Genomic DNA, 26187 nt, shown 5'->3' with positions numbered 1-26187 from the left:
AGTTTACTTGTTTTTTAGGGTGAGTTCTGTGCCGGTGTAATCATAGAGGCGGATTTCACGGATGCTGGGCCACATGTCTTTTTCCTGGCCGAGAATATTGATGCGCATGTAACGCATGTATTGGATTTTGGCGAGATCCTTACGGGTTCCTGCAGTCGTATTTTTTGAAGCGTCAAATAAGAGTTTCCAATTTTTCCCATCGCGGGAAGTTTCGATGGAGTATTGCGTCCATTGATTTTGAATCTCCCATTCAATCTCGATGGCCGAAAGAGAAGTCATACGCAGAAATTCTAATTGAAACCAAGTCGGCTTTTTTGCGGAGCTCGCACACCAGCGAGTCTCACTATCACCATCAATGGCAAAGGCCGCCATTTTTCCCTCTTGACTTGTTGTAGCTGAAGTTTTCAGAACCGTATCGAAAGGCATTTCGATAACAGTATTATCTCCTGTGTAAGGCTGGTGATAGGAGGGAGAGCTGAGTTTACCACAGGCCCAAAGAGCACCACGTGTAACCAGCTCAAGGTAGCGAGGAGCTTCCACATTGTGAGTGAAGTGCCCCATGGAAGTTGAGAATGATGGGGCGCCATACTTGGTGTTGACCCAAGCCACAATCGCTTTATCGGTGATGTCTTTGCCGTTTCTTTTGTACTTTTGAGTTCCCATGGCAATGGGAGTCGCGCCATAGACTTCGGCGTTATTGTAGAGTTCTTCTTTATCGGTTACCCAGTTATCAAGAGTTTTTGTAATCGGGTGCTTGGGTTCAAGAACTTCTACCGCAATAGGAACATGGGGGCCATGTTTAGTTGAGGAGAGTCCAATGTGTTCGTGCCATTGGTTATCTGAGCCGCGAAAAGAATGAATGGCGCAATGAAGGTGAACGGCAGGGACGGTTTGGTGAGCCTTAAGGATATTGTTGAGGATTGTTTCATCTTTGTTCACGGCCGCACATTCGTCGTGAATGATGAGATCATAGCCTTTCGCCCAATCGGGGTTTTTGAAAATAGGTAAGGAAGTGTTGTGATCCTGATCACGTGTCCAAGCCACATCGACGCGGATATTCGCGCGTTCTTGAATGCCTTTGGAGAGGATTTTTGTCTGGGTGGCATAATCGTGACAGCAACCACCCGCAATCAGTAGGGCTTTGAGAGTTTTGCTTTCGCTTGAAATCGGACTAGCTAAAACAGGTGCGGAATCTTCTTTGAGAAAAGCTTTTTCATCTAAAGTATTCACCACACCTTCGTTTAATTGGCCTCCACAGCAATCTTCAACAGCGGATAAATTAATTGTTAAAATACTAATTAGTATAAAAAATGCTGAAGATTTACTTATAGACAGGGATGGGCTTAAAAACATAATGTGATCCTAATTTTAATGACGTTGATTATTTAGATTCTAAACTGTGTGAAAGACCGTTTGTAACATGAAACATCAAAGATTCCGATTTTATTATATAATTTGCCGTTTCCAAAATAAAGAATTATGCAGCTCAGAAAGCTGAATTTCTTATATTTAAACTAGACGAAGGATCGTGGGTTAAATTAATTTAAAGTTAACTTTATTTTTCATAAGTCTTGTTTTTGAGCTAAAAACATTATAAATTTAATATAGTTAAGCGCTTATAAATAAATACAATATTGTATAATAAAAAAATAATTTTGGGTTTTTGTTTCAGATCATCAAAAGACTGGTTTCTAATTATATCTGTTTATCGTCTTATAAGTGAAAGATAAGGTGTTTGTATGAAAAAATTTAGTTTAATAGAGCTTTTGGTTGTAGTGGCTATAATTGGAATTCTGAGTTCCTTCTTACTACCTTCATTAGCACAATCGCGAGACAAAGCGAAGCAAGCTGTCTGTAAAAATAATATGAAACAAATTGCTATTTTGTTTGCCCTGAATGCCGACGATAATGAAGGGCGTTTCCCTGAGTCTACCAGTCATCAATGGCCGGGTTATGGACCTGTATCTTGGGATGATAATTTAAGTGCTTACGATGGACGAGATTTATCTACTACTCAAAAAAATGCAGGTAAGCTTAATGGGAGTGATTTTAATAACGATGCAGGTATATATCAATGTCCTACAGATGACATAGAAAGATTATTTGGGACTGATCCAGATTGTCTTCCTTTGACATATAGTGCATCTGCATTTTTTGACAATAATGGAATAGATAATAAAAGCAGAGGTATTATTGGAGTCACCTGGGTTGGCAGAATGCCTTACGCGATCAAGTTAAATGAAATTAGTGACCCGAGTAATACTATATCTCTAGCGGAGATAATGAGAACAGGTCAAATGGTAGGTAGATACTGGGGAAGTGGTGTAAATGCCGACACCATTAATAGTACCCCTGAACTAATCCCCCATGATGGTTTAACTGGTTCCAACTACTTATATACTGACGGTCATGTAGCAAAAACTAGTTTTTATAAAACTATAAGCAAATCAGACGGTTCATTAGCAAGTACTTCAAATATTACTGATACTCAATGGGATGCACAATGAATGTTAGTGAAGTTCGTACTTCCTTAAGTCGTGCATTTTCTTTACTTATAACTTTTTAGTTGATACTTTTTTAAGTAAGTGTGAAGTTTTTTTTGCGCTCAAAACAATTCATAAATTTACCATATTGTAATTATTTATATAAAAATTACATAAAAAGTAATTTCATGTTTGAATTCTATGTTCTATTGGCATAAATTTAAATGCATCAATCTCGGAATAATAAAATGGATTTACTTACTCTAATCAATCGAGCAGGACGGCAACGTATGCTGACACAGGAACTGATGAAATTACATCTCATCAAGTCATATAATATTCCCTACAGAGGGCATGTGAATCAGGATATATTGGAGTGTGTTGAAAGTTTTAATTCAACGCAAGTTATGTTGGGTGCTAAGCCCGACAATAACTTGCGAGTTCAAAAAGCGATCTCGGTGGTGAATGAGGCCTGGATGAAGTTCATTGCTGCTTTCGAAACTCATGAACTCGATGATGTTGTCGAACTCAATACAGTTGTTTTAAAAGAGATGGATCACCTCGTCACAGAACTCGTTTTACAATATTCAAAATCCTGTAAAGCCTAAGCTTTAAAGGATTTAAGCTTATTGAATTGTAAATGGAAGACTGTTTCCAAGGACATTCTCTACCCACGACCTGTATAGAGAGTTAGATTGATTACAGGTCGAAGGTAGGAATACTTTATTAAACAAGATGAGTGAAGAAACTGTGACAAGTCTTCAGTAAAATTCTCAATTTTTTATGGCGACCCAGTTAACGATGTGTCATGACCTATGCGCCGTTTCTTCAGAACGGGATGTAGCGTAAATTAAGGTCCTATGGTTAAAAACCATAGGCTGACTGATGCTTCGAGCCTTCGGCACGGTTAGAATTCCCCTCAAAATAAAGAACTATATCGTTAAATGGATAATCGAATTTTTTGTTCTGCTTTTGGAATCCTTATTTTTTCCTAGCATAGTTTGTATCTGCGATGGCAATTCAGAGATCCTATAGTTAGTATATTATGACATAAATAACCTAAGGATATGAATGGCTAAAGAGTACCATACTCGACAGACTCTTCTGTATAAACTTATTGATTCCAGTGATGAAAAATCTTGGGATGAATTTGTCCGTTACTATGAAGGATATATTTATGTGGTGATCCGTAGCCTCGGAGTTAATCAGCATGTGGCCGAAGATTTGTTGCAAGATGTGCTGATCAAAGTTTGGAAATCTCTTCCCAATTATGAATACCGTGAGGGTGAATGCACCTTCCGAACTTGGCTTTGCCTCGTAATCCGCAGTACGGTATACAACTTTTTTAAAAAGAAGTCGACACGCAATGATACGAAGAATGTGGATTATGATTCGACCTTGCATGCACTCAACACAATTACAGAACCCGAGATCAATAAGATAGCTGAAATTGAGTGGAAGAGCTACATTTCGAATATGGCTTGGGAGAATGTGAAAGATGAGTTTCCCAAAAAATCCCGCGCGATATTTGAAGCCTCAATTCACGAAGAAAGTAATCAATCACTCGCAGAGAAATTTGATGCGAGCCCCGGCGCGATTCGAGTTTATAAATCCCGAGTTAAAAAAGTTCTTCTACGTGAGATTGCGCGTCTGAATACCGAACTGGGCGGCTAATTCCGAATTTGATATGAGCCGACTTGAAGAAGGATTTGATAAGAAGTTTGCCGATTTTTATGATGAGGTGGAAGACTCTGACGAAATGCCCTTGCTCGATATGTTGGAAACGATCAAAAATCGCTACACAGATTTCGAGTATGTGGATGAAGGCGGAATCAAAGCCATCAAAACTTGCCGAGATTTAAAAACCGGTCGAATTGTGGCCATGGCGAGTTTAAAGAATGATGCCAGTGATCTAGAAAAAGAAGCCTTTTTGCGCGAAGCGCGTTTAACTGCGACACTTCAGCATCCAAATATTATTCCCATGCATGATTTAGGCCTCAAGGGTCGCCACCCGTGGTTTACGATGAAATTTATTTCGGGGTCCTCCCTCGAACAAATTCTCAAAGAAATTCAGGAAGGAAAATCTTTTCAACACAGCGATTTGAGTGATCGCCTCGACGTTTTTATTAAAGTATGTGATGCGATTGCCTATGCCCATTCTAGGGGCGTTTTACACTTGGATATAAAACCCGATAATATTCAGATCAGTGAATATGGTGACGTCTTGCTTTGTGACTGGGGTTTGGCGAAAGTAATGGCATCCGTGTGTGATGAAGACTTGCTAGAATATTATAGTTTTAATCCCAAAGATACTCATTTAACCCTCGACGGCGTGATTAAGGGCACACCTGGCTACATGGCGCCCGAGCAAACGCCTTTGGTGAAAAATAAAAAGGGCGTTCACACCGATATATTTTCTCTTGGTTGTGTGCTGTATAAAATTTTGACTTTTCAAAAACCTTTTCGCGGCAAAGATTTAGATGAGATCATGACCAAAACGGCCAATTGCGACTTCCGCAAACCCAGTGAAATTGACTCATCAATCCCTCTATCTTTAGAAGCGGTTTGTTTAAAAGCGATGTCTATGGATCCTAAAGAGCGTTATGTGAGTGTGGTGAATCTCCAAAGAGATATTTTGAATTATCGTAATGGTTTTGCGACCCGTGCAGAAAATGCCACCTTAGTGAAGCTCATGAGTCTGTGGTTCAAGCGTCACAAGGCGATGAGTTTGGCTGTGAGTCTTTTGGTTTTGATTAGTTTATTTACCGCTTTTTTTGCCGTTAATAATCTCAAATTAGAAAAGATAAATGCTTTGCAACTTGCGGAAAAATTGAGTTTAGAAAAAGAGTTTCACGTTAAAATGGGTAAAGATGCTGCACCACGCTTTTTTAATCGTGCTCAAATTGCCTATAATACCTTTAATTTTGATGATGCAGTAAATTTCTGTGATTCAGCAGTGGAATTGGATCCAAGTCTTAAAGAGGCCTGGAGTTTAAAGGGCTTATTGCACTTAATTTATCAAGAATTTGATATGGCCATACAAGCTTTTCATAAAGGAGGACAATCACCAAAGTTACTGAATTTATCAGAAGATTTTCTCAAGATAAAAGCTAAGGATGAGAATGAGTTGCCTTTGAATCAACTCGTTAACTTATTTCGGCAAACTATGGATGAAGGTTTACTGGAGTTAGCAGGTAGTCTGATTCATTATACTGCCTATTCTGAAATGCCTGTGGAGAAGCGTATCGAGTATTGTAAAGCTTTTTTGATTGCTCACAATAAAAAAACTTTGGAGAGATATTACAAAGGGCAAAAAATTAATTTTATTTATGATGCCGAAAGTCGTCACTTAGATGTCTCCAATAATAGGTGGATGCATACGGCTTTAATTCTACAAAACTTTCCTGCTCTTTCAGCCAATCTTTCCCACACTGGGATCAATAATTTTATTTGCTTTCGGAATCAACCTCTACAATATCTTGATGTGAGCCACACAGAGATTATTGAGTTACACACCTTAGAGAATGATGATTTGCGGGAGTTAAACCTCGCTCACACCGGTGTGGTTAATTTAGTTAAACTGAATCAGCTGTCTATTCGTAAACTTAATGTGAGCCACACGGCTATTCGCAGTTTGGCAGTTTTTCAGGGATTTAAGGGTCTAGATGAGCTGATAATCCATGAGGGCCAATTCAAGCTTGAAGCTCTTAAAGCTTACCTTCCAGAAACTGAAATTATTGTAGTTCCTTAAGTTTAGTTCAGCTGTGTGTTAGTTTACTGTTTGTCACTTTGCTCTTTAAGTCCTGTTTTTTATGTAAACAACTCTAAAGGATCCATGACAAAATTTTTACTCTTTATACTCAGTTTAGGACTAAGCCTAATCGTTCAAGCTAGTAGCAAACCCAATCTTATTGTGATTATGGCCGATGATTTGGGTTATGCGGATGTGGGCTTTAACGGCTGTAAAGATATTCCTACACCAGGAATTGATTCTATCGCCAACAATGGTGTCAAATTTAGTAGTGGCTACACGTCGTATTCAGTGTGCGGCCCTAGTCGCGCCGGTTTTATCACAGGGAGGTATCAGCAACGCTTTGGCTTTGAGCGCAATCCGCAATGGAATTTAACTGATCCCAATTCAGCTTTGCCTAAAAGTGAAATGACGATTGCGGAATCATTGCAGCAAGTCGGCTATCATTGCGGCATTATTGGCAAGTGGCATTTGGGTGCGGAGCCCAGTTTGAGACCCAATCAGCGTGGCTTTAATGAGTTTTTTGGTCATTTGGGTGGAGGTCATGCCTACTTTCCAGAAAAGCTTCGCATCATCAAGACGGAAGATGTAAAAAATGAGATGGATTCCTACGCAAGTTACATTACGCGCAATGATACACCAGTGAAAACCACGAAGTATTTAACCGATGAATTCAGTGATGAAGCGATTCGCTTTGTGGAGAAAAACTATGAGCAGCCTTTTTTCTTGTTCCTTTCTTATAATGCGCCTCACACCCCCTTGCAGGCCACGCAAAAATATCTCGATCGTTTTCCTCATATTGAAGATCAGAATCGTAGAACATATTGTGCTATGGTCAGTGCCATGGATGATGGTATTGTACGTCTCATGAAAAAATTAGATGCGCTTAAAATTAAAGATGATACCATTGTATTTTTTCTTTCTGATAATGGGGGACCTACAACAAAAAATAACTCAGATAATGGAGATCTTAGGGGTAAAAAAGGGGATGTCTTTGAGGGTGGTTTTCGCGTGCCTTTTGCCATGCAATATCCCAGAGAATTGAAGCCAGGTCAAACTTATGATCTGCCCGTGAGTTCATTAGATATATTTGCGACCATCGCAAGTTTAGCTCAGTCACCCACTCATGCGGATAAACCCTTAGATGGCGTTAATTTACTCCCCTACTTAAAGGGAGAAAAATCTGGTGCTCCTCACGAGCAAATTTACTTACGTAAATTTGATGGAAATCGGTATTCGATAAGAAATGGATCTTATAAGATGATAATTCCTTGGCGCGGAGCTCCCCCTCAGTTATACGATCTAGAAAATGATATGGGAGAAAAACAAAATCTCGCAGCTCAATATCCAGAGCGAGTTAAAGAACTCAAAGCTTTACTTAAACAGTGGGATAGTGAATTAATTGATCCGGTATTTTTAGGCCTAATTCATACACAAGCGTGGAAAAATAGAAAAAAGAAAAAAGTTCAATAAGAGGACATAAATGAAGTATTTTAAATCAATTTTAACAGCCTTTTTGGCTTTGAGTTTCCACTTATGTGCGGAAAATCTTCAGCCATTACATCCTAGTGCTGATCGAGCACCCTTAAATTTTGATGATGCGCAAATTGTAGTGAGCTCCAAAACTCAAAACTCCATGAAAAAGCGTCAATCTAAAGAAAATGGTGTCTGGAGTATTCAGAATTCGGCTAGCAAAAGTTTAAAAGTCTCATTTCAAGTACAAGGAGCCCAAGGTTTAGACTTTCGCTCAAAAATCTGGATGTGCCTCGATATTTCCAATAAAGGAATTGAAAAAATTATGGTTCGTGGGCGTGCCTTTGAGTCTTGGAAAGAAACGACGGGTGGTTTAGCCCTTGAAGCAGGTGAGAGTGGAACCCTCTACATTCACTTGCCTAGAGAAGTGAATCATATAGAGAACCAAACCTATCTTTATGGTAATATTAAAGGTTTTCCCAATGGAACTTATGGATCAAGATGGAAGCAATTGAATTTAGACAATGTCCGTAACTTAGACCTCGATATATTTTCTGCGTCAGCTGAGGTCAACTTAGTGATCAGTGACTTGAGAGGCATGGTTGATTTTGTCGATGTCAAGGATTATCAATTTTCGCCTATCAAGCGACCTTACGTGGATGCTTTTGGTCAAAATGTTTTAGAGAAGTGGCCTGGGAAGGTAAAAAGTTCTGAGCAGTTACAAGTTCATTTAAAAGAAGAAATGAAAGAGATAGAGAGCCATCCAGGAGGCACTAATTTGAGTGTTTATGGAGGGAATCTATTAAGCCCAAAACAACAAGCAACAGGACATTTTTATACCGTGGAAATTGATGGGAAATGGTGGTTTGTTGACCCTCAAGGATATTTGTTTTGGTCATTTGGCTTAACGTCGATTGGCTATGGTGGCGATACTTCTGAGCCTGCTTTGGCAAAGTTAAAAGAAGCTGCTAGCTCAGATGGATTGATTAAGGGAAGAAAACCCGGTACATGGAATCCATCACAGAGCAATTTACAAAAAAAATATGGTAAAAATTGGCGTCAAACTTACCCAAAGATGATCAATCGTCGCCTGCGTTCATGGGGCTTCAATACTTTAGGGAACTGGACGAAAAAAGAGTTTTATGAACTTAAAAAGATGCCTTATACTTTAGCTGTGCACTTTTGGCGTCCAGAAATCAAAGAAGGCAAGCAGCTTAAGTCTTTACCAGATGCCTTTCACCCTCACTTTGAAGAGAGTTTAAAGAAAACTCTAGCGAGAAATCAAGTGCAGGCAAATGATCCTTGGTGCATTGGGTTTTTTATTGATAATGAACTCGATTTTGGTCAGCAATCAGTCCAAACTGCCGAAATCATTTTGAATGGCCGCAAAGACTCTCGTTCACGTCAAGTAGCCATAAAGCACTTGCAAAAAAAATACCAAAATATAAAGCAACTCAATTCGTCTTGGCGCAAAAATTATCAGTCTTGGGATTCGATTGAAGGAGCTTTGGCCAAGAATCAAAAGAATTGTAAACGTGACCTCTTAGAAATCAGCGCTCTTTACTTGGATCGATACTTTTCTGTGTGTTCGAAAATGATGAAAGAGTATGCGCCTAAAAAACTGTATTTAGGCAGTCGTATTCACTTTAAAGAAAATAATTATGCCTTGATTGCGTCATCGCGTCACTGTGATGTGGTGAGTGTGAACTATTACGACTTTAGTCCTCTGACAATTAAGTGGCCGAAAGAAATCAATAAACCGATGATTATTGGCGAGTACCACTTTGGCACAATCAACGAAAAAGGTGTTTGGGGTGGTGGCCTTTGTACGTCGGTAGATATTAAACACGCAGCTGAGCAGTTTAAAGCCTACACGGAACATGCGTACAAGGACCCACGTTATATAGGTGCCCATTACTTTCAGCTTCAGGACCAAGCCGTAACCGGACGTCCCGACGGGGAAAATTATCGCATTGGATTTGTTGATATTACCGATCAACCCTACGATGAAATGCGTAGTCGTGCCCGCGAAGTTGCCGAAGCGATGTATTCCGAAAGGTTGGATCAGAAGCCCCTTCGCCCCAATTTTGTCCAAAGCGCAAAGTAAGTTGTCATTAGTTCACGGATATTGTAGGTATAATAGAATAAACAATGTTGCCAAAAATCATCGTAATGGTAGGGTTTTTAATTAGCCCCTCGCCATGAGTGAATTTTGGATCTAATTATCGTGAAACGATGTAATTTTAATTAGCCCCACATGTGAATGTGGGGTGATGAATGTCACCAAAAATGCTTGTGCCTTTAGGTACAATACCTAAAGGCATTGAAAGGCGTTTTTATTGGAGAAGTCCTGGGATTGGCATCACAGGCTATTTGAAGTGTAATGGTTCCACCATAAAGGGATAAAATCAAATACGCAGATCGGTAAGAATAGGAAATGCGGATATCGCAAAATTCCTATGTAATTACATGGTGAAACGATGGTTTTTTTAATTCGCCCTAGGCTAATATATGTTTAATGGTTTCGCCATAAGACACAAAAAAGCCTCAGAGCAAAGACTCTGAGGCGAAAATAATAAAGGGATTATTTAGATATTTTTGGCTTTAGATTTTTTATGTTCGTGGTACTCGGACCAACTGAGTTCGCCATCTTTATTAGTGTCAGCTTCTGGATACTTCTCGAAGTAAGTATCTTTCCATTTATCGCCACCCGCTTTTTCCGCGTTATCCTGAGGGTTTTTCGGAGCATTTTTGTGGGCTTTATATTCTGGCCAGCTGAGTTTACCATCTTTATTGGTATCGGCTTCCGGGTGCTTTTTGAAATAGCTGTCTTTCCATTTTTCCCCACTTCCTTTGCTCTCGTCTGCATGTAGACTTCCAGCAAAGGCTAAAAGTAGACATGTGATAATAATTACTTTTTTCATGAATTATTCCTTGTTTAAGTATTAGTTTTTTTGTGCTGATGAAATTCTGGCCAGCTGAGTTCGCCATCTTTATTAGTATCGGCTTCCGGATGCTTTTTGAAATAAGTATCTTTCCATGTTTCTCCACTCGCTTTAGTACTTGTATTACTGACCTGGCTAGAGGGTTTATGAGCTTGGGCTAATTCTTTTTTCATACTGGTTTGGAGCTGACTTTTGACCGAAGCATACTCGGGGTTGGAAGCGAGGTTGGCCCACTCATGGGGATCGCGGCGGTGGTCATAAAGTTCTTCCTCGCCATTCGCATAGCGAATATAGCGGAAATCTTTTGAACGGACGGCGATATTTTGTTTCTCAGGTAATTTGGATGTGTAGCTATCCAGCATGGTCATGGCTACGTCAGGGCCTTGCCATTGAGTTGAATTGGGGTTTTCTAGAAATGTTTTGACACTATGACCATCAAGAGGGGCACCGCTAGCATGTTTTCTGGTATCGCCAGTTAATTGACAAAAGTCTTTAATCGTGGGGAAGACATCCACTAAACTGATGGGATGTGAAACAATTGTTCCTGCATTATTTTTATACTTGGGGTGCTTAATCATGAAGGGAACACGAGTGCTATCTTCCCAAAGAGTGTATTTCCAAACATTATTTTTTTCGCCAACGTGATAACCATGATCACTGAAGAGAATCACAATGGTATTATCATTAAAAGAACTTTTCTCGAGTGCATCAATTGTTTGGCCCAGCATGTCATCAGCAAAAGCTATAGAAGCTAAATATGCTTGAGTATAGCGCCTCAGAGCATCTTCTTCTGTTTGGAGTGCTTCGTAGATTTTTATACCACGTGAACTATTCCCACTTGCTGAGCTGTAGTTAGTATCTTCTAGATCATCCTGTTTTCTTGTGGGTAATTTAACTTTATCAAGAGGAAACATGTCGAAGTATTTGTCAGGAACAACTAAGGGAGTGTGCGGGCGGATATAGCCGAGTGCCATAAAGAAGGGCTCATCATGACCCTGTTGTTCCATGGATTTGAGCTTTTTCTGAAACCACTGCAGGGTTTTTTCGTCATTCAGCAAGTCGCGGTCACTCTCTGAATTGTATTTAAAGGGCATCGCCTGCCCCCATTTAGCATTCATCCAACCCGAGTGACCCGGGGCATCTGCTGAAGCAGGAACTACAGGAACATCAGATAAGGGTGCATAAGTGGAATCCAAAGCGCCAAATGGAGCGAGGGCCGCAGGATTTGAGGGGTGTAAAGTTGATTTTTTGCCATTGTGAGCCAAAGGACCATAATCAACTTCAACGCCGACTTCATCCCAAACGCCTTTCACTTTACCGTGAAAGATTTTTCCTGCTGAATAAGTCTTATAATTATTTTCCTGCATGTATTGAGGAAGGGTTTTGGAATTCTTAAGGACGGAGTTAGCAAAAGCATTTTTGAAACCGTAGTTGCGCGAACTATAAGGATGAACTCCGGTCATAAAACTGGCGCGAGAAGGAGAGCAAACGGGTGCGTTACTATGAGCATTTTTAAAGACCACGCTATCGTCTGCGAGAGCTTTGAAGTTAGGCGTGGTGCTTTGGGAATGACCTCCCATGGGGCTAATAAAGTCATTGAGATCATCGAAGACAATCATCAGGACATTAGACTTTTCCGTTTGAGCAAAACTGACTAAACTTATGAGACAGGTGAGTATTAAACTGACTTTCATTCATTTTCCTTAGGTGATTTTTATAGGAAACAGAATGAGTATGGGCAAAGTGACAAATTTCACCTAAGTACAGACCAGAAAAAAGCCCCACATAATTTATGTGAGGCTCAGTTTATAAGGTTTTTATCCCTATTCGGGCGCGGTATTTTTTAGGCTAGGAGATCTTTAACAACGTGGCCATGAACATTTGTGAGTCGAGCTTCAATACCATTGTGGTAATAAGACAGGCGTTCATGATCTAAGCCCATGAGGTGGAGGATCGTTGCGTTAAAGTCATAGATTTCCACTGGTTTATCAGCGCCTTTAAAGCCCCAGTTATCACTCGAGCCATAACTGAAGCCTTTTTTAACTCCTGCACCTGCCATAAAGCAAGTAAAGGCGCTTTGGTTATGATCGCGGCCAGTACCATTGGCTTGTAGGAAAGGCATGCGGCCAAATTCAGTACACCATACCACGAGGACGTCGTCCAACATGCCACGGTCCTGCATATCTTTGATGAGCGCCGCAGTCGGTTGATCCATAATGTCGGCTTGAGCTTGGTGAGTTTTCTTGATGTTTGAGTGTGAGTCCCAGTTATTGATACCATTGGGGGTGTTGGCGCCATTATAGAGTTCCACAACGCGAACACCTTGTTCCAATAAGCGACGAGCGAGGATGCAGTTACGAGCGTATTCATTTTTAGTTTTATTAGAACTATTGGCACCATATTGATCTAAAATATATTGTGGTTCTGCATCAATATTGGAGACCTCGGGAATGGACATTTGCATACGTCCAGCGAGTTCATAAGTGGCGACGCGAGCAGCCAAATTTGAATCTTCGGGGAATTGCTCCATATGCTTTTCATTGAGGAATTTCAGTAAATCATTGGTGTTTTTTTCTGAACCTTTGCTGATGGATTTAGGTAGATTCAAGTTTGCGGGCAGCGCAGAAGCACTAAAATCAGTGCCTTGATAAGCCGCGGGCAAGAAACCCGAGCCCCAGTTATTCTTAGCTGAACGAGGCTTACCACGGGGGTCGTTAATGGCAACAAATGCAGGGAGGTTTTGGTTTTCTGTACCCAGGGCATAAGAAATCCACGCACCACGTGAGGGGTGACCTTCTACAGTGAAGCCGGTGTTGAAGAAATTTTCACCTTGAGGGTGGGCACTAGTACCACTTTTCATCGAGTGGATAAAGCACAGTTCATCGGAGAGCTCACCTAAATGAGGCACAAGATCCGAGACCATTTTGCCACTCTTACCGCGTGCTTTGAAGTCCCAGAAGGGTTTGGCAATATTGCCCGTGGGCCCTTCAAAAGTAACGGCGGGGATCCCCGGTGGTTTTTGACCATTGAATTTCCAGAGATCTGGCTTGTAGTCAAAGGTATCCACATGACTCACACCACCTGGGCAGTAAACCACGAGGACTTGTTTAGCTTTGGCGGGAAAATGACCGGGACGAGGCGCGTAGGGGTTCGCGCTATTAATCTTGGGTCGGATAGGGCTTTTCCCTGAGCCGGCAGCTAGGAGTTGATCTTGACCGAGTAGGCTTAAGAGACCTAAAGATCCGAGGGCACCACCGGTAGTTTTTAAGAAATCACGACGATTGAGAAAGCTACGTCCTTGGGGACTGATATTTAATGGATTCATGGGCGACCTCTATTGAATGAAAATAAATTCGTTACTGTTAAGAATGGCTCGAACGAGAATATTGAGCTTTTCTGTTTTTAAGATTTTGCGACTCATGGCGAGTTCGACTTCTGCAGGTTGACGATTGTAGATCAGCATGAAGGTATTTCGTATAGATTCGTCGGTGTTTTTACCTTTGGCTTTCTCAGCAATAATATCGCATTGATCGATCATGAACTGACTATTCATAAGGTTCAGTGCTTGCAATGGAGTGGTCGACTGAGGACGTTTGGAAACGACTTGTCCACAGTCCGGGAAGTCAAATGCAGTAAACATACGGTCATCAACACCTCTCATGCGCTCTTGGTAGAGCATGCGACGCCAGGTATGCTGGCTAAAGTTATCTTCCACTTTCCACATGCCATAACGCTTTTTGACATTGTGGATGCGATAAGAGGGGCCGCCAATTTTTGGATCGAGTTTACCCGAGAGCTTCAAGATTGAGTCGCGGATAATTTCGGCATCGGCTCGCTTAGGAGCGTAGCGCCAGAGCAAAAGGTTACCAGCATCAACTCTAAGAGCTTCGCCTTTGGGTTTATTGTCTTGTTTGAAAGCGCGAGATGAAACGAAGAGGCGCAACATATCTTTGGTCGACCAATTGTTCTCTACGAATTCGCTTGCAAGGAAATCGAGCAACTCGGGGTGAGAAGGCTTGGTACCCGCATTACCGAAGTCCGAGAGAGTTGAAACGATACCATTGCCGAAAGTGTGATACCAAAGGCGATTCACCATCACACGAGCAGTAAGGGGATTTTCTTCGTCAGCTAACCATTTGGCAAAAGTAAGCCTTCTTTCAGGACCAGGTGTCTGGCTCGTCATATTGAGTGTAGGAGTGATTACCGCTAGAGAATTAGGCGCTACTTCTGCACCAGGGGTATTGGGGCTACCACGTTTGAGAATATGGGTCACAACGGGATCAATAAAGCGACCTAAAAATTCATGCTGAACACCATATTTAAGTCTCTTTGCAATGAGCTCATTGAGTTCGGCAACATCTTTCTCAGTTTTAGTATTTTTGATGCCGACATGCCACTCACCTTTTGAATCTTGGTACTCAATTTTGTACTTAGCTAATTCAGTCATCCAATTTTCTGGGCTTAAATAACTGGTGTTGAGTTTGGCTTTACGATCTTTACTGAAAGAAATGGATTGTAATTTTATTGATGAATCGAATTCAATTAGAAGCTCAGCGGATTTTCCCTTAGTTTTTCCTTTGAAGGCAAAGAAGTACCCGACCTGACCATCGCGTAGGAACTCAACATTATTTTTATCACTTTCGAGTGTTGTGCTGAGCTTCGCTTGTGGCATGTGATTTTTGTAAGTTTGGTCAAAAACTTCCATTTCGTCAAAGGCCATATCACCGCCGAGAGTCGTAATGCGAATCGCTTTCACATTCTCGCGTGGGATATGCGCTTCGTAGCGGTCGTGCCAAGTTTCTTTCCAGGATTTGAGTTCAAGAGTTTTGCGGTGATCGCGAATGAGTTTGTTGTATTTAGCTTCCTGAATTGCCGGCCCTGTATGAGCAGGAAGTTCGGGTTTGCGAATGCCGTATTCAAGGTCTTGGAAATTTGCGAGCATCGCATAATAATCACCAATCTTAATCGGGTCAAATTTATGAGTGTGGCAACGAGCACAGCCCAAAGTCATACCCATCATCGAGGCGCCGACTGTTTGCATGGTTTGGTCCAAGCGATCGTAGCGTGCTTCAGCAATGGCAGACGGTTGCTGACCCACAGTTGCTGGAGGGACGTGAGGGCCGGCGACCATAAAACCCGTGGCGCGAGGATAGCCTGTCTTATCACCAGCTAATTGATCGATGATAAAATTTTTATAAGGTTTATCTTCATTAAATGAACGAACGACGTAGTCGCGGTATTCCCATGACCTATTGCGGTAGAGGTTGGATTCGGAACCCGATGTTTCGGCCCAGCGAATAGCATCGAGCCAGTGTTGAGCCCAACGTTCGCCATAATGCTGTGATGCCAGTAATTCTTCTACTTTTGCTGAATAAGCTTTCTCGGGATTGTCGACCCATTGCGCTAGAAAGGCATCTTTTTCTTGCGGACTTGGCAAAATACCAATGAGGATGCTATGCAAGCGACGAAGTAAAACCACTGGGTCAGCTTGCTGAGAAAATTTGAGGTTTTTCTCTTTGAGTTTTGCACTAAGGAACGCATCGACAGGATTATTTTCACCAGGTGGAACGGAAACTTTTTCTACCTTCTTCAAGGACCAAAGTTTTTCTTTTTTGGCGATCTTTTTCTCAGTCATTTGAGCGCCCTCTTTAATCCAAGTGGAGATTAGTTCAATTTGTTCTGCACTTAGGGGATCACCCTTGGGAGGCATGATTTCGTCATCATCGGGATCCAAAGAGATGAATTCAATGATGGTAGATTTTTCTGGGTGGCCTGGATGAGCACCTGGTTCCCCGAGGTCACCACCTTTTAAAATACTGGCGCGACTATCGAGGCGAAGGTCAGATTTTTGTTTTTCAGGACCGTGGCATTTGATACAATGCTCATCAAAAATGGGCTTGATTTGGGTTTCGAAATCAACAGCGGCGAAGCTAGTGCTGGCCATCAATAGAAAGTAGGGGATGAGTTTCATTATTGCTCCGATAAGTTTTCTTTGCTTAAGATAACAGAGCAGGACAAGTGAAGTGACAAAATGGATGAAATCAAAGAAGATATAGATTAAAAATAATTTTTTGCCCCATCGTGAAGCGATGCAACTTTAATTAGGCCCACATGTGAATGTGGGTGATGAATATCATGAAACGCAAAATTGTGCCTTTAGGTACAATACCTAAAGGCATTGCGGGAATTGAATCGAATTGTCCTGGGATTGACATCCCAGGCTATTTAAAGTGTAATGGCTTCGCCATACTTGTGTAGGAAATTATGGACCTAGGGCTATTTAAAGTGTAATGGCTTCGCCATAAAAGGAAAAAGGTCGCAGATTTAGAAAACCCACCTTTAAGCGATCTAATAAACGGTCTTCTAATAATTTTTGCGATAATCGCTACGCTCTTCTCCTGGCTCCTCGGGAGCAATGTCATAGCCACACACATAATCATAGCCAATCTCTTCAAACCGGCCTATACATAATTGCTCTAATTGATTTTATGTAATCATCCTTCATTCAACCCATTATTTATAGATGTAACTTTACTAAGCATCGTGCCTATTTTCCAAATTCTTCATATCCAATTCAATCTCTTCTATTGTCGGTAAAGAAGACTTCAATTCTTCTGGCAAAACCTCACTCAAAGTAAATTCACTCACGCCCATAGGTTTTTTCATATCCCGCAGAGCAAATTCAGTTTCGATTTTGTTCTTATCGCGACAGAGTAAGATACCTATCGTCGGCTTATCATCCTCTCCCTTCAACAAACTATCCACTGCCGAAAGGTAAAAATTCAGTTTACCCGCGTACTCCGGGATAAACTTAGTATTTTTAAGTTCCACCACCACATAACATTTTAGCTTTATATGATAAAAAAGTAGATCCAGATAATAATCCGAATCACCCACTTCTAAATGATACTGCCGCCCAACAAAAGCAAAGCCCTTGCCTAGCTCTAACAGAAATTTGGTGATGTGCTCTGTTAACTGTAGTTCTATATCCCTTTCATTGTAGGGTTGAGTCATCGTCAAAAAATCAAAGACATAAGGGTCTTTCAAGGTTTGCTGAGCTAGGTCGGATTGCGGTGCGGGCAAAGTTTGCTGAAAGTTACTCAAAGCTTTACCTTCCCGTCCGTACAAATTCGATTTTATTTGCAATGCCAATACATCCCGACTCCAAGCATTTTCGCGACTTTGATTCAAATAATACTGCGCTTCATCTAGATTTTTTGCTTTGGTAAAAACCTGAATATTGTGGCCCCAGGGAACTTGCACTAGATGCTCTTTTAGTAATTGGTCAACAGCCTGTTGACCAATTCCCTTAGCTGTATAGAAAAGATAAAAGCGCTTACAGTATTTTATATTGGATCGAGACAAACCCTTTAAATCAGGAAATGTTTTTTGTAAGTCCTGAGAAAGCTGATCTATAACCTTGTCGCCCCAAGAACTTTCAGATTGCTTCTCCACGACCAAACGACCCAACTCCCAGTAAAAAAGAATCAAAGAACTATTAGCAACAGAAGCAACTTTAATTTGTGCCTCTTTAATTTTTCCAACTATGACCTTTAACCAGTTTTGGTAATTGTCATCTTTCAATAAGTCACTCATCATTACTCCTCATACCGGCGAGCCGCCAGCGCTCCCACAATTCAACATTAAAAATTAAGAATTCAAAATTATCTCTTCGGCTATCTAGTTTTCTTCTTTGTTGATTAAGTACAACTACTCCTCCTCTTCTTCAGTAAATAAAAATTGAAGCAGTATTTCACGATAAGCGCCTGAATCATTATTAAAAAAAGGTTCACTTACTGACAAACTCATCATTATTCCTTCAATTAAATTATTCTTAGAGGAAGGAATAAAAGCCTTGACCATGGTCAAAAGTTGTCCCTTTCCATTGCAATCAAACTCAATTAATCTTTAACGTGAATTTATGTTTACAATGGGAGTCGTACCTGAGTATTAAAATTTAATGCGGATTTCCCAAATTTCAGCTCTGTGTAGTAGGCTTATTTATAGTTGAGTTCTATTTACTGACTTAAAGCTTGCGAAAGCGTGTTTGTGTGGACGCACCTGCAGGCTGAATTGTATAAGCATGATCAGCGGCAAGGATTTCGTCTTTGACGAGCTTATTATTGAGCCATATTTCCAATCGTTTTCCCTCGAGGCGTATACGCCAAGTATTTGAGTTTTGATTTCCATTTGGAATAGAGATTTGAGGTGAAATAGTTAAAGGTAAGTGAGCTTGATTAGAATTGATGTCGATTTCAAAATCTTTAGCTTCTTGCTTTGAGTTGAGATCTATCCAATTATCACCATCGCGCAGAGCGATGAGCTGTTTTTTGAGTTGAGCTTTGATCTCTTTGTATTCAGCTTGTTCGGAGAGGTTTTGAGTTTCGAGAGGATCTTTTTTGTAATGAAATAATTCTTCTTCACCGGCAGAACTTAAAGTATAGCGAAAGTCTTCTGAGCGTACAGAAAAGTGAGGGCGCATGGCACCTTCGTAAACTCGTTTCATACTATGATCTTTGCCAGGTAATGCGGAAATCGCAACAGATGGTCCTTGCCAATCTCCTTGTGGATCTTGCAGCAAAGGTTTTAGGCTATGGCCATCAAGTTGAGCTGTACTTTTGGCGCGATTAGGATTTTTACTTAGCTTGAGTGTATCAATGATAGTGGGATAAATATCGATGAGAGAAACGGGTTGTGTGCATTTTTTATCCTGAGCCATGCCTTTGAGTCCGCTAATAATCAGAGGTACCCGAGTTGCACCATCCCAAAGACTCTGCTTGTAAATAAATTGTTTGTCACCCATATGGAAGCCGTGATCTGAAGTGAGAATGACGATGGTATTATCGGCGTATTCCGATTTATCCAAGGCGTCGAGTATGCTGCCGATTTGATCGTCCACAAAGGCAACACAGGCCAAGTAAGCCTGAATCCATTTTTTGAGGAGATCTTTTTCCTGCATCAGGAATTGGTAGCGTTGAAAGCCATAGCGGCTCGTATCGGCAATCGATGGGGCAAACTGATCTATGGCGATATTCTCCGGTACGACAATAGAGTCGAGCGGGAAGCGATCGAAGTACTCTTTGGGTGCATAGAGCGGAGTGTGCGTTCGGACTAAGCCCGCGAGTAGAGCAAAGTTTTTTTCGTGTTTTTGCGCGAGGATTTTTTTGCAGAATTCAGCAGAGATTTCGTCAGGTAAGAGATCGCGATTGTGACCTTCTTTGAGAGACCAAGGTGTTTTTCCGAGGAACCAACCTTTTTTGCCATTGGGTAAATGCGACCAATCGGGGACGTCTTCTAAGGGGCCAAAAGTCTGCTCCCATTTGTAGCCAAGATCAGGAAATTTTTCAAAGAGATAATCTTGTTTGGGATGATGAGCCATAAAGGGGTCGCCATTGACGGGGTGGGGACCAAAGTTCGTACGAATACCGTATGACTTAAAGGATTTTTGTGGAGCCCCGCCATGGTAAATTTTCCCGGTTCCAAAAACATCGTAATTATTATTTTTGAGGTGAGCGGGGAAATCTACACTCTCGCGAAGGACTTTTCGATCCTTGATTTTTTCAAACCAGAACATACCGCTTGTTTGAGGGTAGAGGCCGTAGAGCATGCTCGATCTTGACGGAGCACAAATGGGGTCGTTGGTATGAGCATTGGTAAAGCTGACACCACGCTTGGCAAGGCGATCCATATGGGGAGTTTTTATCGAGTTACCCAAAGGGCTGCCGATAGGTAGATCATTGAGGTCATCCATGATGATGAAGAGTAAATTAGGCTTTTGTTCATAGGCAAAAGTACTGAAAATCAGAAAAAAACTGAGGAGTAAATATTTCATTAAAGTGAGGTGATTTGATTAGGTGAAAGGAGTGATTTGACGTAGATCGGATCTTCGCCAATAAGTAGAGTCGTAGTGCCATCGATAGGATTGAGGGTGAATTCATTGCCATATATATCCTCACATTGCAGGGGAGTCATAGTCTGGATTTTGAACATATGATCTGTATGGTTCCACAAGACGCTCATGTCTTCTTTATAGCGAGTGAGTACTAAGCCTGATTCAAATCTTTCCTGACCCAAGCAAGTTTTGAAATCTAAATTTTTAATGGCAGTTGATGCAGCGTAGTAAGGTGCTTTTAAGAATTCGGCATTGGGACCCACAAAACCGTGAAACCAGCGATTGCTCATGGAGCCTTCTTGAAAGATGAAATAAAAGAGTTTATCGAGTCCATAGGCAAAAGAAGTGTTCACCATTTGGATATAAAAACGAGCACATTCCTGTTCAGAAATAAGTCGTTTTGCGACACTCGCATTTTTGTAAGGGGTAAACTCTTTTGAAAATTGGTGCGGAGCAAACCAGCCAAATTCAGTTGCCCAGAGTTCGAGATTCGAATTGAGTTGGCTTTTTTTAATGTCTTTTTGAATCCACTCAAATTGTGTTTGAACTCGTGTTTTTTCTGGGCTGAGGCGATCATCAGAATAGGGGTGGAAGGAGACCCCGTCTAGCTGATTGGACTGAGTATGCTTTAGGCTATTAAGCATAAAACCCGAAGCGCTTTCCCCATAGTGGGTTAAGCCAAAGCCAATGATTTTTGCCTCGGGATTATGTGCTGAAATATTTTCGCATGAGGCATCAATTAGGCCAGCAAATTCTTTTGGAGTTCCACGATAAAAAACACTGGTGTTGGGCTCGTTCCAAATCTCGTAAGCATGAATTCGTTTGCCAAAGCTTTGAGTGAGTTTTTTTACATATTCACCGAAGTCAGCATACTTATCCTGAGTCGGCGGATAGAGGCTATACTCAGGAGATGATGCAGGCGCACTGGAGGCCCATCTAGGAGTTTGAACTCCAAGAGTGACAATCGGGGTCATAGCCAGCTTTTCGTGATCCTCTATGATGGCGAGGTTTCGATCCATAAACTTTTGATTCCAAGCGAGCTTACTCGGCTGATAAGCTCTCCAAGAATTATAAAAGGCGCCACTACGCGTCCAAGTAAAACCAATTCGCGAAGCGAGTGCGAGGCATTCTTGGTAGTTTTCTCCTCCCATGTGAAGGCCAAACTTGGAGGCGGTATTTAGAGATTTATTGGGGCGACTCTTGATAAAACCGAAAGCCTTTTGGTACTGATCAAGAAGTTCATTTCCTCTGTAAATTTGCAAGATAAGTTTATGGGGGCCCAAAACTTTTGCTTGATATTGCAAATCCTTTAAAAAATCTGAATTGTTTTGATGAGCGGGGATCGTGAAAGTGGCTTTTTTATTCAAAACAAGCTTTTGGTAGGGATCGAAAATTTTAGCTACGGCCACAAGACTTTGTTCTTGAGCAGAATTATTCTTAATATGAGTTTTTAAATTAAAGGCTTGATCGAACTCAAATAAGTTGTGTTTTTGAGGGATGTCAGCACCAATAATGAGCTCTTTTTCGGCAGTGAATTCATTTGAGTTTCCGATGCGAACTGCCGCGCCATCAAAATAAATTTTACTCCCCTCCAAATGTTCTTGACCTTGGGCCTCAAGACCAAAACTGTAAGCGTCATTCATGCCGCGAGGGAGTCGAAGAGAGAGGCTATGGCGTTGCCAATCAGGAGTGATACGAATATATTTTGTCACCGAACTCGTTCCGGCATTGGCAATGCGTTCGGCTGATTGATAGCGAATAATCATTTTGGCATGAATAACTTTTGCTGCACTTTTTACATCAAAAGAAAAGGTGATGGGGGTGCGCGCCGGAATTTGGACATATTCACTTTGGATTTTGACTTTACGGAAAGCCTGTTGATATTTTGCGTCGACGGGGCGATGGTCAAGCACAAGGGCGCGTTGACCAGAGGGGCTAGGGATCACTTGGCTTGAGTAAGATGAGCGATTGTTGAGGCTCGAAAAACTGACACCCCAATCTTTGGTGCCGACCTCAAAACTTCCGTTGCTGAGGAGGTTAGCTTGTGAACGGCTTAGAGGGTAAGGATTCTCTTGGGATTGTGGTAAACGCAAAGAAAATTGAATACTTTTGCGATCCTCGCAAGATAAATACAGGGAAAAATTGTCTTGCCAACGGTTGTGCAGATACTTGACCGATAAATTAGTTTTCGATTGAGGAGTGAGAACAAAATTCTTATCTTTTGTAATGGATGCTGTGAAGCTAGCGAGTGGGGTGTCTGCCACAAGGGTACGCCAAAGGTTTTCTTCACGACTCTCAATTTTCGGGTAGGAGTATGGGCGTTCATTAATTTTGAAAGTGTTGCCAATATATGTTTTTGGATTGAGTTGAATGACAAAATGGCTGGTCTCTAATGAGGGACATTTGAGGCTGTATTTGAAATTGATCTGATCAGCCTGAGGACTAATTTCACCCTCGAACTGCACTTTTTCGCCTTCGTGTTTAAAATGGCTTTGGAAGCTAATCAAATTATCGTTTTGTTTGAGCGCAATTTTATCAGGTAAGCGCAAATTAATACTGTTGCCTTTTTTATCGACAACGATAAAACTACTGCCTTGGATGAGAAGCTCAGAAAAGTGCATGAGCTCCTTGATGTGCCCATTCGCTTTGAGGGCAAAAAAGGCACTTTTGGATTCAATATTTTTTTCTGTGTTAATGCGAAGTTGAGGGAGGGTGTCAGCTGCTTGAGCTTGACTCATAATGCTAAGGCAAATAAATGACAAAAGCGTAAAGAATCTTAGGTGGGCGGTGTGTGTTATCTTTTTCATATTAAGAAAACCAAGCATGCCTTGGTAAGTGACAATTTTTCTAAACAAAGCTAGATTAATTAAAACATTATCTTATAAATTAAAAGAAAGATAGTCTTCTATTTGGTTTTTAGAGACTTAATTATCTGGATATCAATCAATAGGTTACTTATGCCCCGCAATAAGCAAGAAAGCTTGTCCCAATCGGTTTCCGAAATAGATGACCGCCTTGGAGACTTGTACCAACAGCTCAATCATCAGGAAGAATATATTGAGCCCGATGAGCGCTATCAGGTAGAAGATTTGATGGCTCAAGGCGGGTTAAAAGATATCCATAAGGCCTTTGATTGTAAAGCTTCGCGTTATGTGGCAATGGCCTTTCCAAAAGATGATTCAAAAGAGAGTGAAGAGGCTTTTCGTCGCGAAGCACAAATTAGTGCCTTGTTAGAGCACTCCAATATAATTCCAGTGTATGATATGGGTTGGTTGAAGCAGCCATTTTTCACGATGAAGTTAGTTCAAGGCGAGAGCTTAAACAAAGCCATTTATAATCAGCCACTCAATAAATCTCTACAAGTTTTTATCAAAATCTGTGATGCCATTTCCTATGCCCATTCACGTGGGGTGGTGCATTTAGATTTGAAGCCGGATAATGTTTGTATCGATAATTTTGGTGAAGTTTTTGTTTATGACTGGGGCATGGCCCTGCGACTCTACATTCCCGAAGATGACATGAACTTTTTGAGTCCAGATATCCAGGGAGTTTCAAACGAATGCAAGGGCACGCCCGCCTTTATGGCTCCCGAGCAGTTGACTCCCAACAAAAAAGTAGTGGATGAGCGCACAGATATTTTCTCTTTGGGAGGATTGCTCTATAGCATTCTCACAAAGAAAGTTCCTTTTGATATCAAGTCATTTAACTCAAAACGCGAACTCATTGCTCCCAGCAAGCGCAGTCCAGAGCTTCATATTGACAACGGCCTTGTCGCAGTGTGCCTCAAGGCGATGAGTGAGAATCCCGAGCAACGTTATCAAACAGTGGATGAATTGAGGCATGAAATCGATCGGTATCTCGATGGCTTTGCGCCGAGCGCAGAAAATGCCTCTTTCTTGAAAACCCTGAGCCTCTTGGTTCGTCGCCACAAAAAGATTTGTGTAACTGTGATGATTGCTTTCACGATTATTACGACCCTAATCATTGGCTTTATTACTCGTTTAAAAATTAGTGAACAACAAATTTTAGAAGCTCTCAATGTCGCGACGGAAGAAACTGCACGTGCCGAAAAAGAACGATCTCGTGCTGAGTCCAATCAGCAGAAAGCCGAAAAAGCTTTAAGCGAAGCTCAGATCAATTTTAAAATGTACCTAGGTGAGAAAAAAGAGCGCGAGCATTTAAAAGACCTTTCAATTTCTAATATCAACTCTGTTTTTACAGAGAAGTGGACTTACACACGGACGCTGAATCAATTAAACTTGGCCTTGGCAGCGGCACCAGAGGATTTAAAAGTTTTGACTAATAAAATCATTTTCCTGATTTTCTATGAAAAAAATGAACAGGCTTATCAGCTCTATCTCAAGCATAACTTGGAGAAACAAACGTTTATAAAAAGAATCTTGGATGAATACATTAAATACCGCCGAGATGATACGGCCTACTACCGACAAGGTTATTTGCACGACGATGATTTCATCAAATTTATTTCGACGATTGGCAGCACAGAATCAGCGTGGATTGCCCGACGTATTGTGCATCATCGCCTCAGTCGACCACAGCCAACTGAAAGGCGCCTTTTACTCATTCGTGAGATTCTAAAAGGAACGAATGCGCAACAAGAAAAGTGGAACGTTCAATTTAATACCAACGAGGGCTCGGTCTTTACAGACTTGGATTTAAGTGGGCATGAAAACTTATCGAATCTCATTGCTCTTTGCGGCCTGAAAATTGGGACGCTAGATTTGAGTGATTGCGGCCAGGTTAGATTAGAAGATTTAAATTCTTCTTACATACGAAAAATCATCATCAATGGTTCTGAAGTTGAATCAATGGAAAGCCTGCAGCATTTGCCTGGTTTAGAGGAAGTCGTATTGCAAAAGGGTCAAATATCAGCTGAAGAGCAAGATGTACTCGGCAAAACTTACTTACAGCTCAAGTTTACTTATGTGGATTAATTAAAGTTCTGCTCGAGGCGTTTAATTTCTTTTTGTAGAATGGCCGTCACTCGACGTTTGTAAACCGACACAGTGTTGAGAGGGATCTCTAAAGCTTCGGCAATCTCAGGGCGATTTTTGCCATCGAGGGTCATTTCGAAAATTTCTTTTTGGCTCTGGCTGATGTCATTTTGAACATTTTTCCATGCCAAATTGGTCACATAGATGGCCCATTCTTTCTCAGCCATTTTTTCGATTTCGGGTTCAGTTACCGTGTTGAGGTAATTGGCTTGATCATCATAAAACTTATCGTGTTTGGCCTGCTCACGTTTGCGTTTATCGATGTGATTGAGGCCAGAGTTACGCGTGATAACCGCGAGCCAGCGACGGAATTGTCCAGCATTACCACCATGTTCAAAGGAATTCACCTTAGACCAGATTTTAACAAAGGCCGTTTGCATGATGTCGTAGCAATCGTCATCACAGAAGTTCATTTTCTTCGCAATAGTGAAGATATAGCCTTCGTATAAGTCGATAAATTCGTTCCAAGATTCGTCATTGCGATCTTCTTGCAACTTTTGAATGAGGCTGATTCTAGTTAAGTTTTTTTCCATGCTCTTAAGGTATCTTGATTTTAGTATTATAAAACTATATAAATTATTTTATAAAAATTAAACCCAAATGCGATGCAGGAGTCATATTTAGTCTG

The 26187-nt window shown here is 41.2% G+C and carries 18 protein-coding genes; 8 read left to right on the top strand and 10 right to left on the bottom strand.

The features are described from left to right. Nucleotides 1–3: 3 nt before the first annotated feature. Entirely contained in the window at nucleotides 4–1353 is a 1350-nt protein-coding gene (locus tag LNTAR_RS24950) for a discoidin domain-containing protein (RefSeq protein ID WP_007276995.1), read from the bottom strand. 386 nt (nucleotides 1354–1739) lie between these two features. Between LNTAR_RS24950 and LNTAR_RS24945 the strand changes: the two genes are divergently transcribed. From LNTAR_RS24945 to LNTAR_RS02190, 6 genes are all read left to right on the top strand, one after another. Beyond that, complete coding sequence (locus LNTAR_RS24945) at nucleotides 1740–2507, top strand: prepilin-type N-terminal cleavage/methylation domain-containing protein (RefSeq protein WP_007276994.1); 768 nt, start codon at nucleotides 1740–1742, stop codon at nucleotides 2505–2507. A 224-nt stretch (nucleotides 2508–2731) separates the two neighbouring features. After that, a complete protein-coding gene (locus LNTAR_RS02210) occupies nucleotides 2732–3091 on the top strand; it encodes a hypothetical protein (RefSeq protein WP_157473149.1) in 360 nt (119 codons plus the stop codon). Between the two features lie 463 nt (nucleotides 3092–3554). Then, the gene (locus LNTAR_RS02205) at nucleotides 3555–4157 is read left to right on the top strand and encodes an RNA polymerase sigma factor (protein ID WP_007276992.1); all 603 of its coding nucleotides are present in this window, start codon (nucleotides 3555–3557) and stop codon (nucleotides 4155–4157) included. Between the two features lie 13 nt (nucleotides 4158–4170). Beyond that, the gene (locus LNTAR_RS24940) at nucleotides 4171–6234 is read left to right on the top strand and encodes a serine/threonine-protein kinase (protein ID WP_007276991.1); all 2064 of its coding nucleotides are present in this window, start codon (nucleotides 4171–4173) and stop codon (nucleotides 6232–6234) included. Between the two features lie 84 nt (nucleotides 6235–6318). Continuing rightward, the gene (locus tag LNTAR_RS02195; RefSeq protein ID WP_007276990.1) at nucleotides 6319–7707 is read left to right on the top strand and encodes a sulfatase-like hydrolase/transferase; all 1389 of its coding nucleotides are present in this window, start codon (nucleotides 6319–6321) and stop codon (nucleotides 7705–7707) included. A gap of 10 nt (nucleotides 7708–7717) precedes the next feature. Beyond that, nucleotides 7718–9814: a hypothetical protein gene (locus tag LNTAR_RS02190; RefSeq protein ID WP_007276989.1), complete on the top strand. Its 2097-nt coding sequence runs from the start codon at nucleotides 7718–7720 to the stop codon at nucleotides 9812–9814. A 481-nt stretch (nucleotides 9815–10295) separates the two neighbouring features. Here the strand turns inward: LNTAR_RS02190 and LNTAR_RS02185 are convergent, their stop codons facing one another. The 4 genes from LNTAR_RS02185 to LNTAR_RS02170 form a co-directional block, all read right to left on the bottom strand. Then, nucleotides 10296–10631 (bottom strand): EF-hand domain-containing protein, encoded by a 336-nt coding sequence (locus tag LNTAR_RS02185; RefSeq protein WP_007276988.1) that lies wholly within the window; start codon nucleotides 10629–10631, stop codon nucleotides 10296–10298. Between the two features lie 14 nt (nucleotides 10632–10645). Next, nucleotides 10646–12346 carry a sulfatase gene (locus tag LNTAR_RS02180; RefSeq protein ID WP_007276987.1) on the bottom strand — a complete coding sequence of 567 codons (1701 nt, stop codon included), beginning with the start codon at nucleotides 12344–12346 and terminating at the stop codon, nucleotides 10646–10648. Between the two features lie 149 nt (nucleotides 12347–12495). Then, nucleotides 12496–13977 carry a DUF1501 domain-containing protein gene (locus LNTAR_RS02175; RefSeq protein ID WP_007276986.1) on the bottom strand — a complete coding sequence of 494 codons (1482 nt, stop codon included), beginning with the start codon at nucleotides 13975–13977 and terminating at the stop codon, nucleotides 12496–12498. A gap of 9 nt (nucleotides 13978–13986) precedes the next feature. Beyond that, nucleotides 13987–16623, bottom strand: a complete 2637-nt coding sequence (locus tag LNTAR_RS02170) for a PSD1 and planctomycete cytochrome C domain-containing protein (protein ID WP_007276985.1) — start codon at nucleotides 16621–16623, stop codon at nucleotides 13987–13989. A gap of 164 nt (nucleotides 16624–16787) precedes the next feature. Between LNTAR_RS02170 and LNTAR_RS28135 the strand changes: the two genes are divergently transcribed. After that, on the top strand, nucleotides 16788–16910 hold the full coding sequence (locus tag LNTAR_RS28135; RefSeq protein WP_274377904.1) for a hypothetical protein: 123 nt from the start codon (nucleotides 16788–16790) through the stop codon (nucleotides 16908–16910). Between the two features lie 276 nt (nucleotides 16911–17186). Here the strand turns inward: LNTAR_RS28135 and LNTAR_RS02165 are convergent, their stop codons facing one another. The 4 genes from LNTAR_RS02165 to LNTAR_RS02155 all read right to left on the bottom strand — a co-directional run bounded on the left by LNTAR_RS02165 (nucleotide 17187) and on the right by LNTAR_RS02155 (nucleotide 23282). Continuing rightward, nucleotides 17187–18248: a PDDEXK nuclease domain-containing protein gene (locus LNTAR_RS02165; RefSeq protein ID WP_007276983.1), complete on the bottom strand. Its 1062-nt coding sequence runs from the start codon at nucleotides 18246–18248 to the stop codon at nucleotides 17187–17189. A 114-nt stretch (nucleotides 18249–18362) separates the two neighbouring features. Further along, nucleotides 18363–18515 (bottom strand): hypothetical protein, encoded by a 153-nt coding sequence (locus tag LNTAR_RS27015; protein WP_007276982.1) that lies wholly within the window; start codon nucleotides 18513–18515, stop codon nucleotides 18363–18365. Between the two features lie 163 nt (nucleotides 18516–18678). Beyond that, complete coding sequence (locus tag LNTAR_RS02160; protein WP_007276981.1) at nucleotides 18679–20484, bottom strand: sulfatase; 1806 nt, start codon at nucleotides 20482–20484, stop codon at nucleotides 18679–18681. After that, on the bottom strand, nucleotides 20484–23282 hold the full coding sequence (locus tag LNTAR_RS02155) for a GH39 family glycosyl hydrolase (RefSeq protein WP_007276980.1): 2799 nt from the start codon (nucleotides 23280–23282) through the stop codon (nucleotides 20484–20486). Before LNTAR_RS02155 ends, LNTAR_RS02160 begins: the two co-directional genes overlap by 1 nt. Nucleotides 23283–23501: 219 nt before the next feature. Here LNTAR_RS02155 and LNTAR_RS02150 point away from each other — a divergent pair, with 219 nt between their 5' ends. After that, nucleotides 23502–25499 (top strand): serine/threonine-protein kinase, encoded by a 1998-nt coding sequence (locus tag LNTAR_RS02150; protein ID WP_007276979.1) that lies wholly within the window; start codon nucleotides 23502–23504, stop codon nucleotides 25497–25499. On the opposite strand, the gene LNTAR_RS02145 is transcribed toward LNTAR_RS02150, so the two are convergent. After that, nucleotides 25496–26092, bottom strand: a complete 597-nt coding sequence (locus LNTAR_RS02145; RefSeq protein WP_007276978.1) for an RNA polymerase sigma factor — start codon at nucleotides 26090–26092, stop codon at nucleotides 25496–25498. The two genes, LNTAR_RS02150 and LNTAR_RS02145, sit on opposite strands and share 4 nt — an antisense overlap. Between the last annotated feature and the right edge of the window lie 95 nt (nucleotides 26093–26187).

Origin of the sequence: Lentisphaera araneosa HTCC2155, assembly GCF_000170755.1 — a bacterium.
In the GTDB taxonomy this organism is placed as follows: Bacteria; Verrucomicrobiota; Lentisphaeria; order Lentisphaerales; family Lentisphaeraceae; genus Lentisphaera; species Lentisphaera araneosa.
Note: the sequence above shows the minus strand (reverse complement) of the source record. Positions and strands in the feature narration are given on the sequence as shown.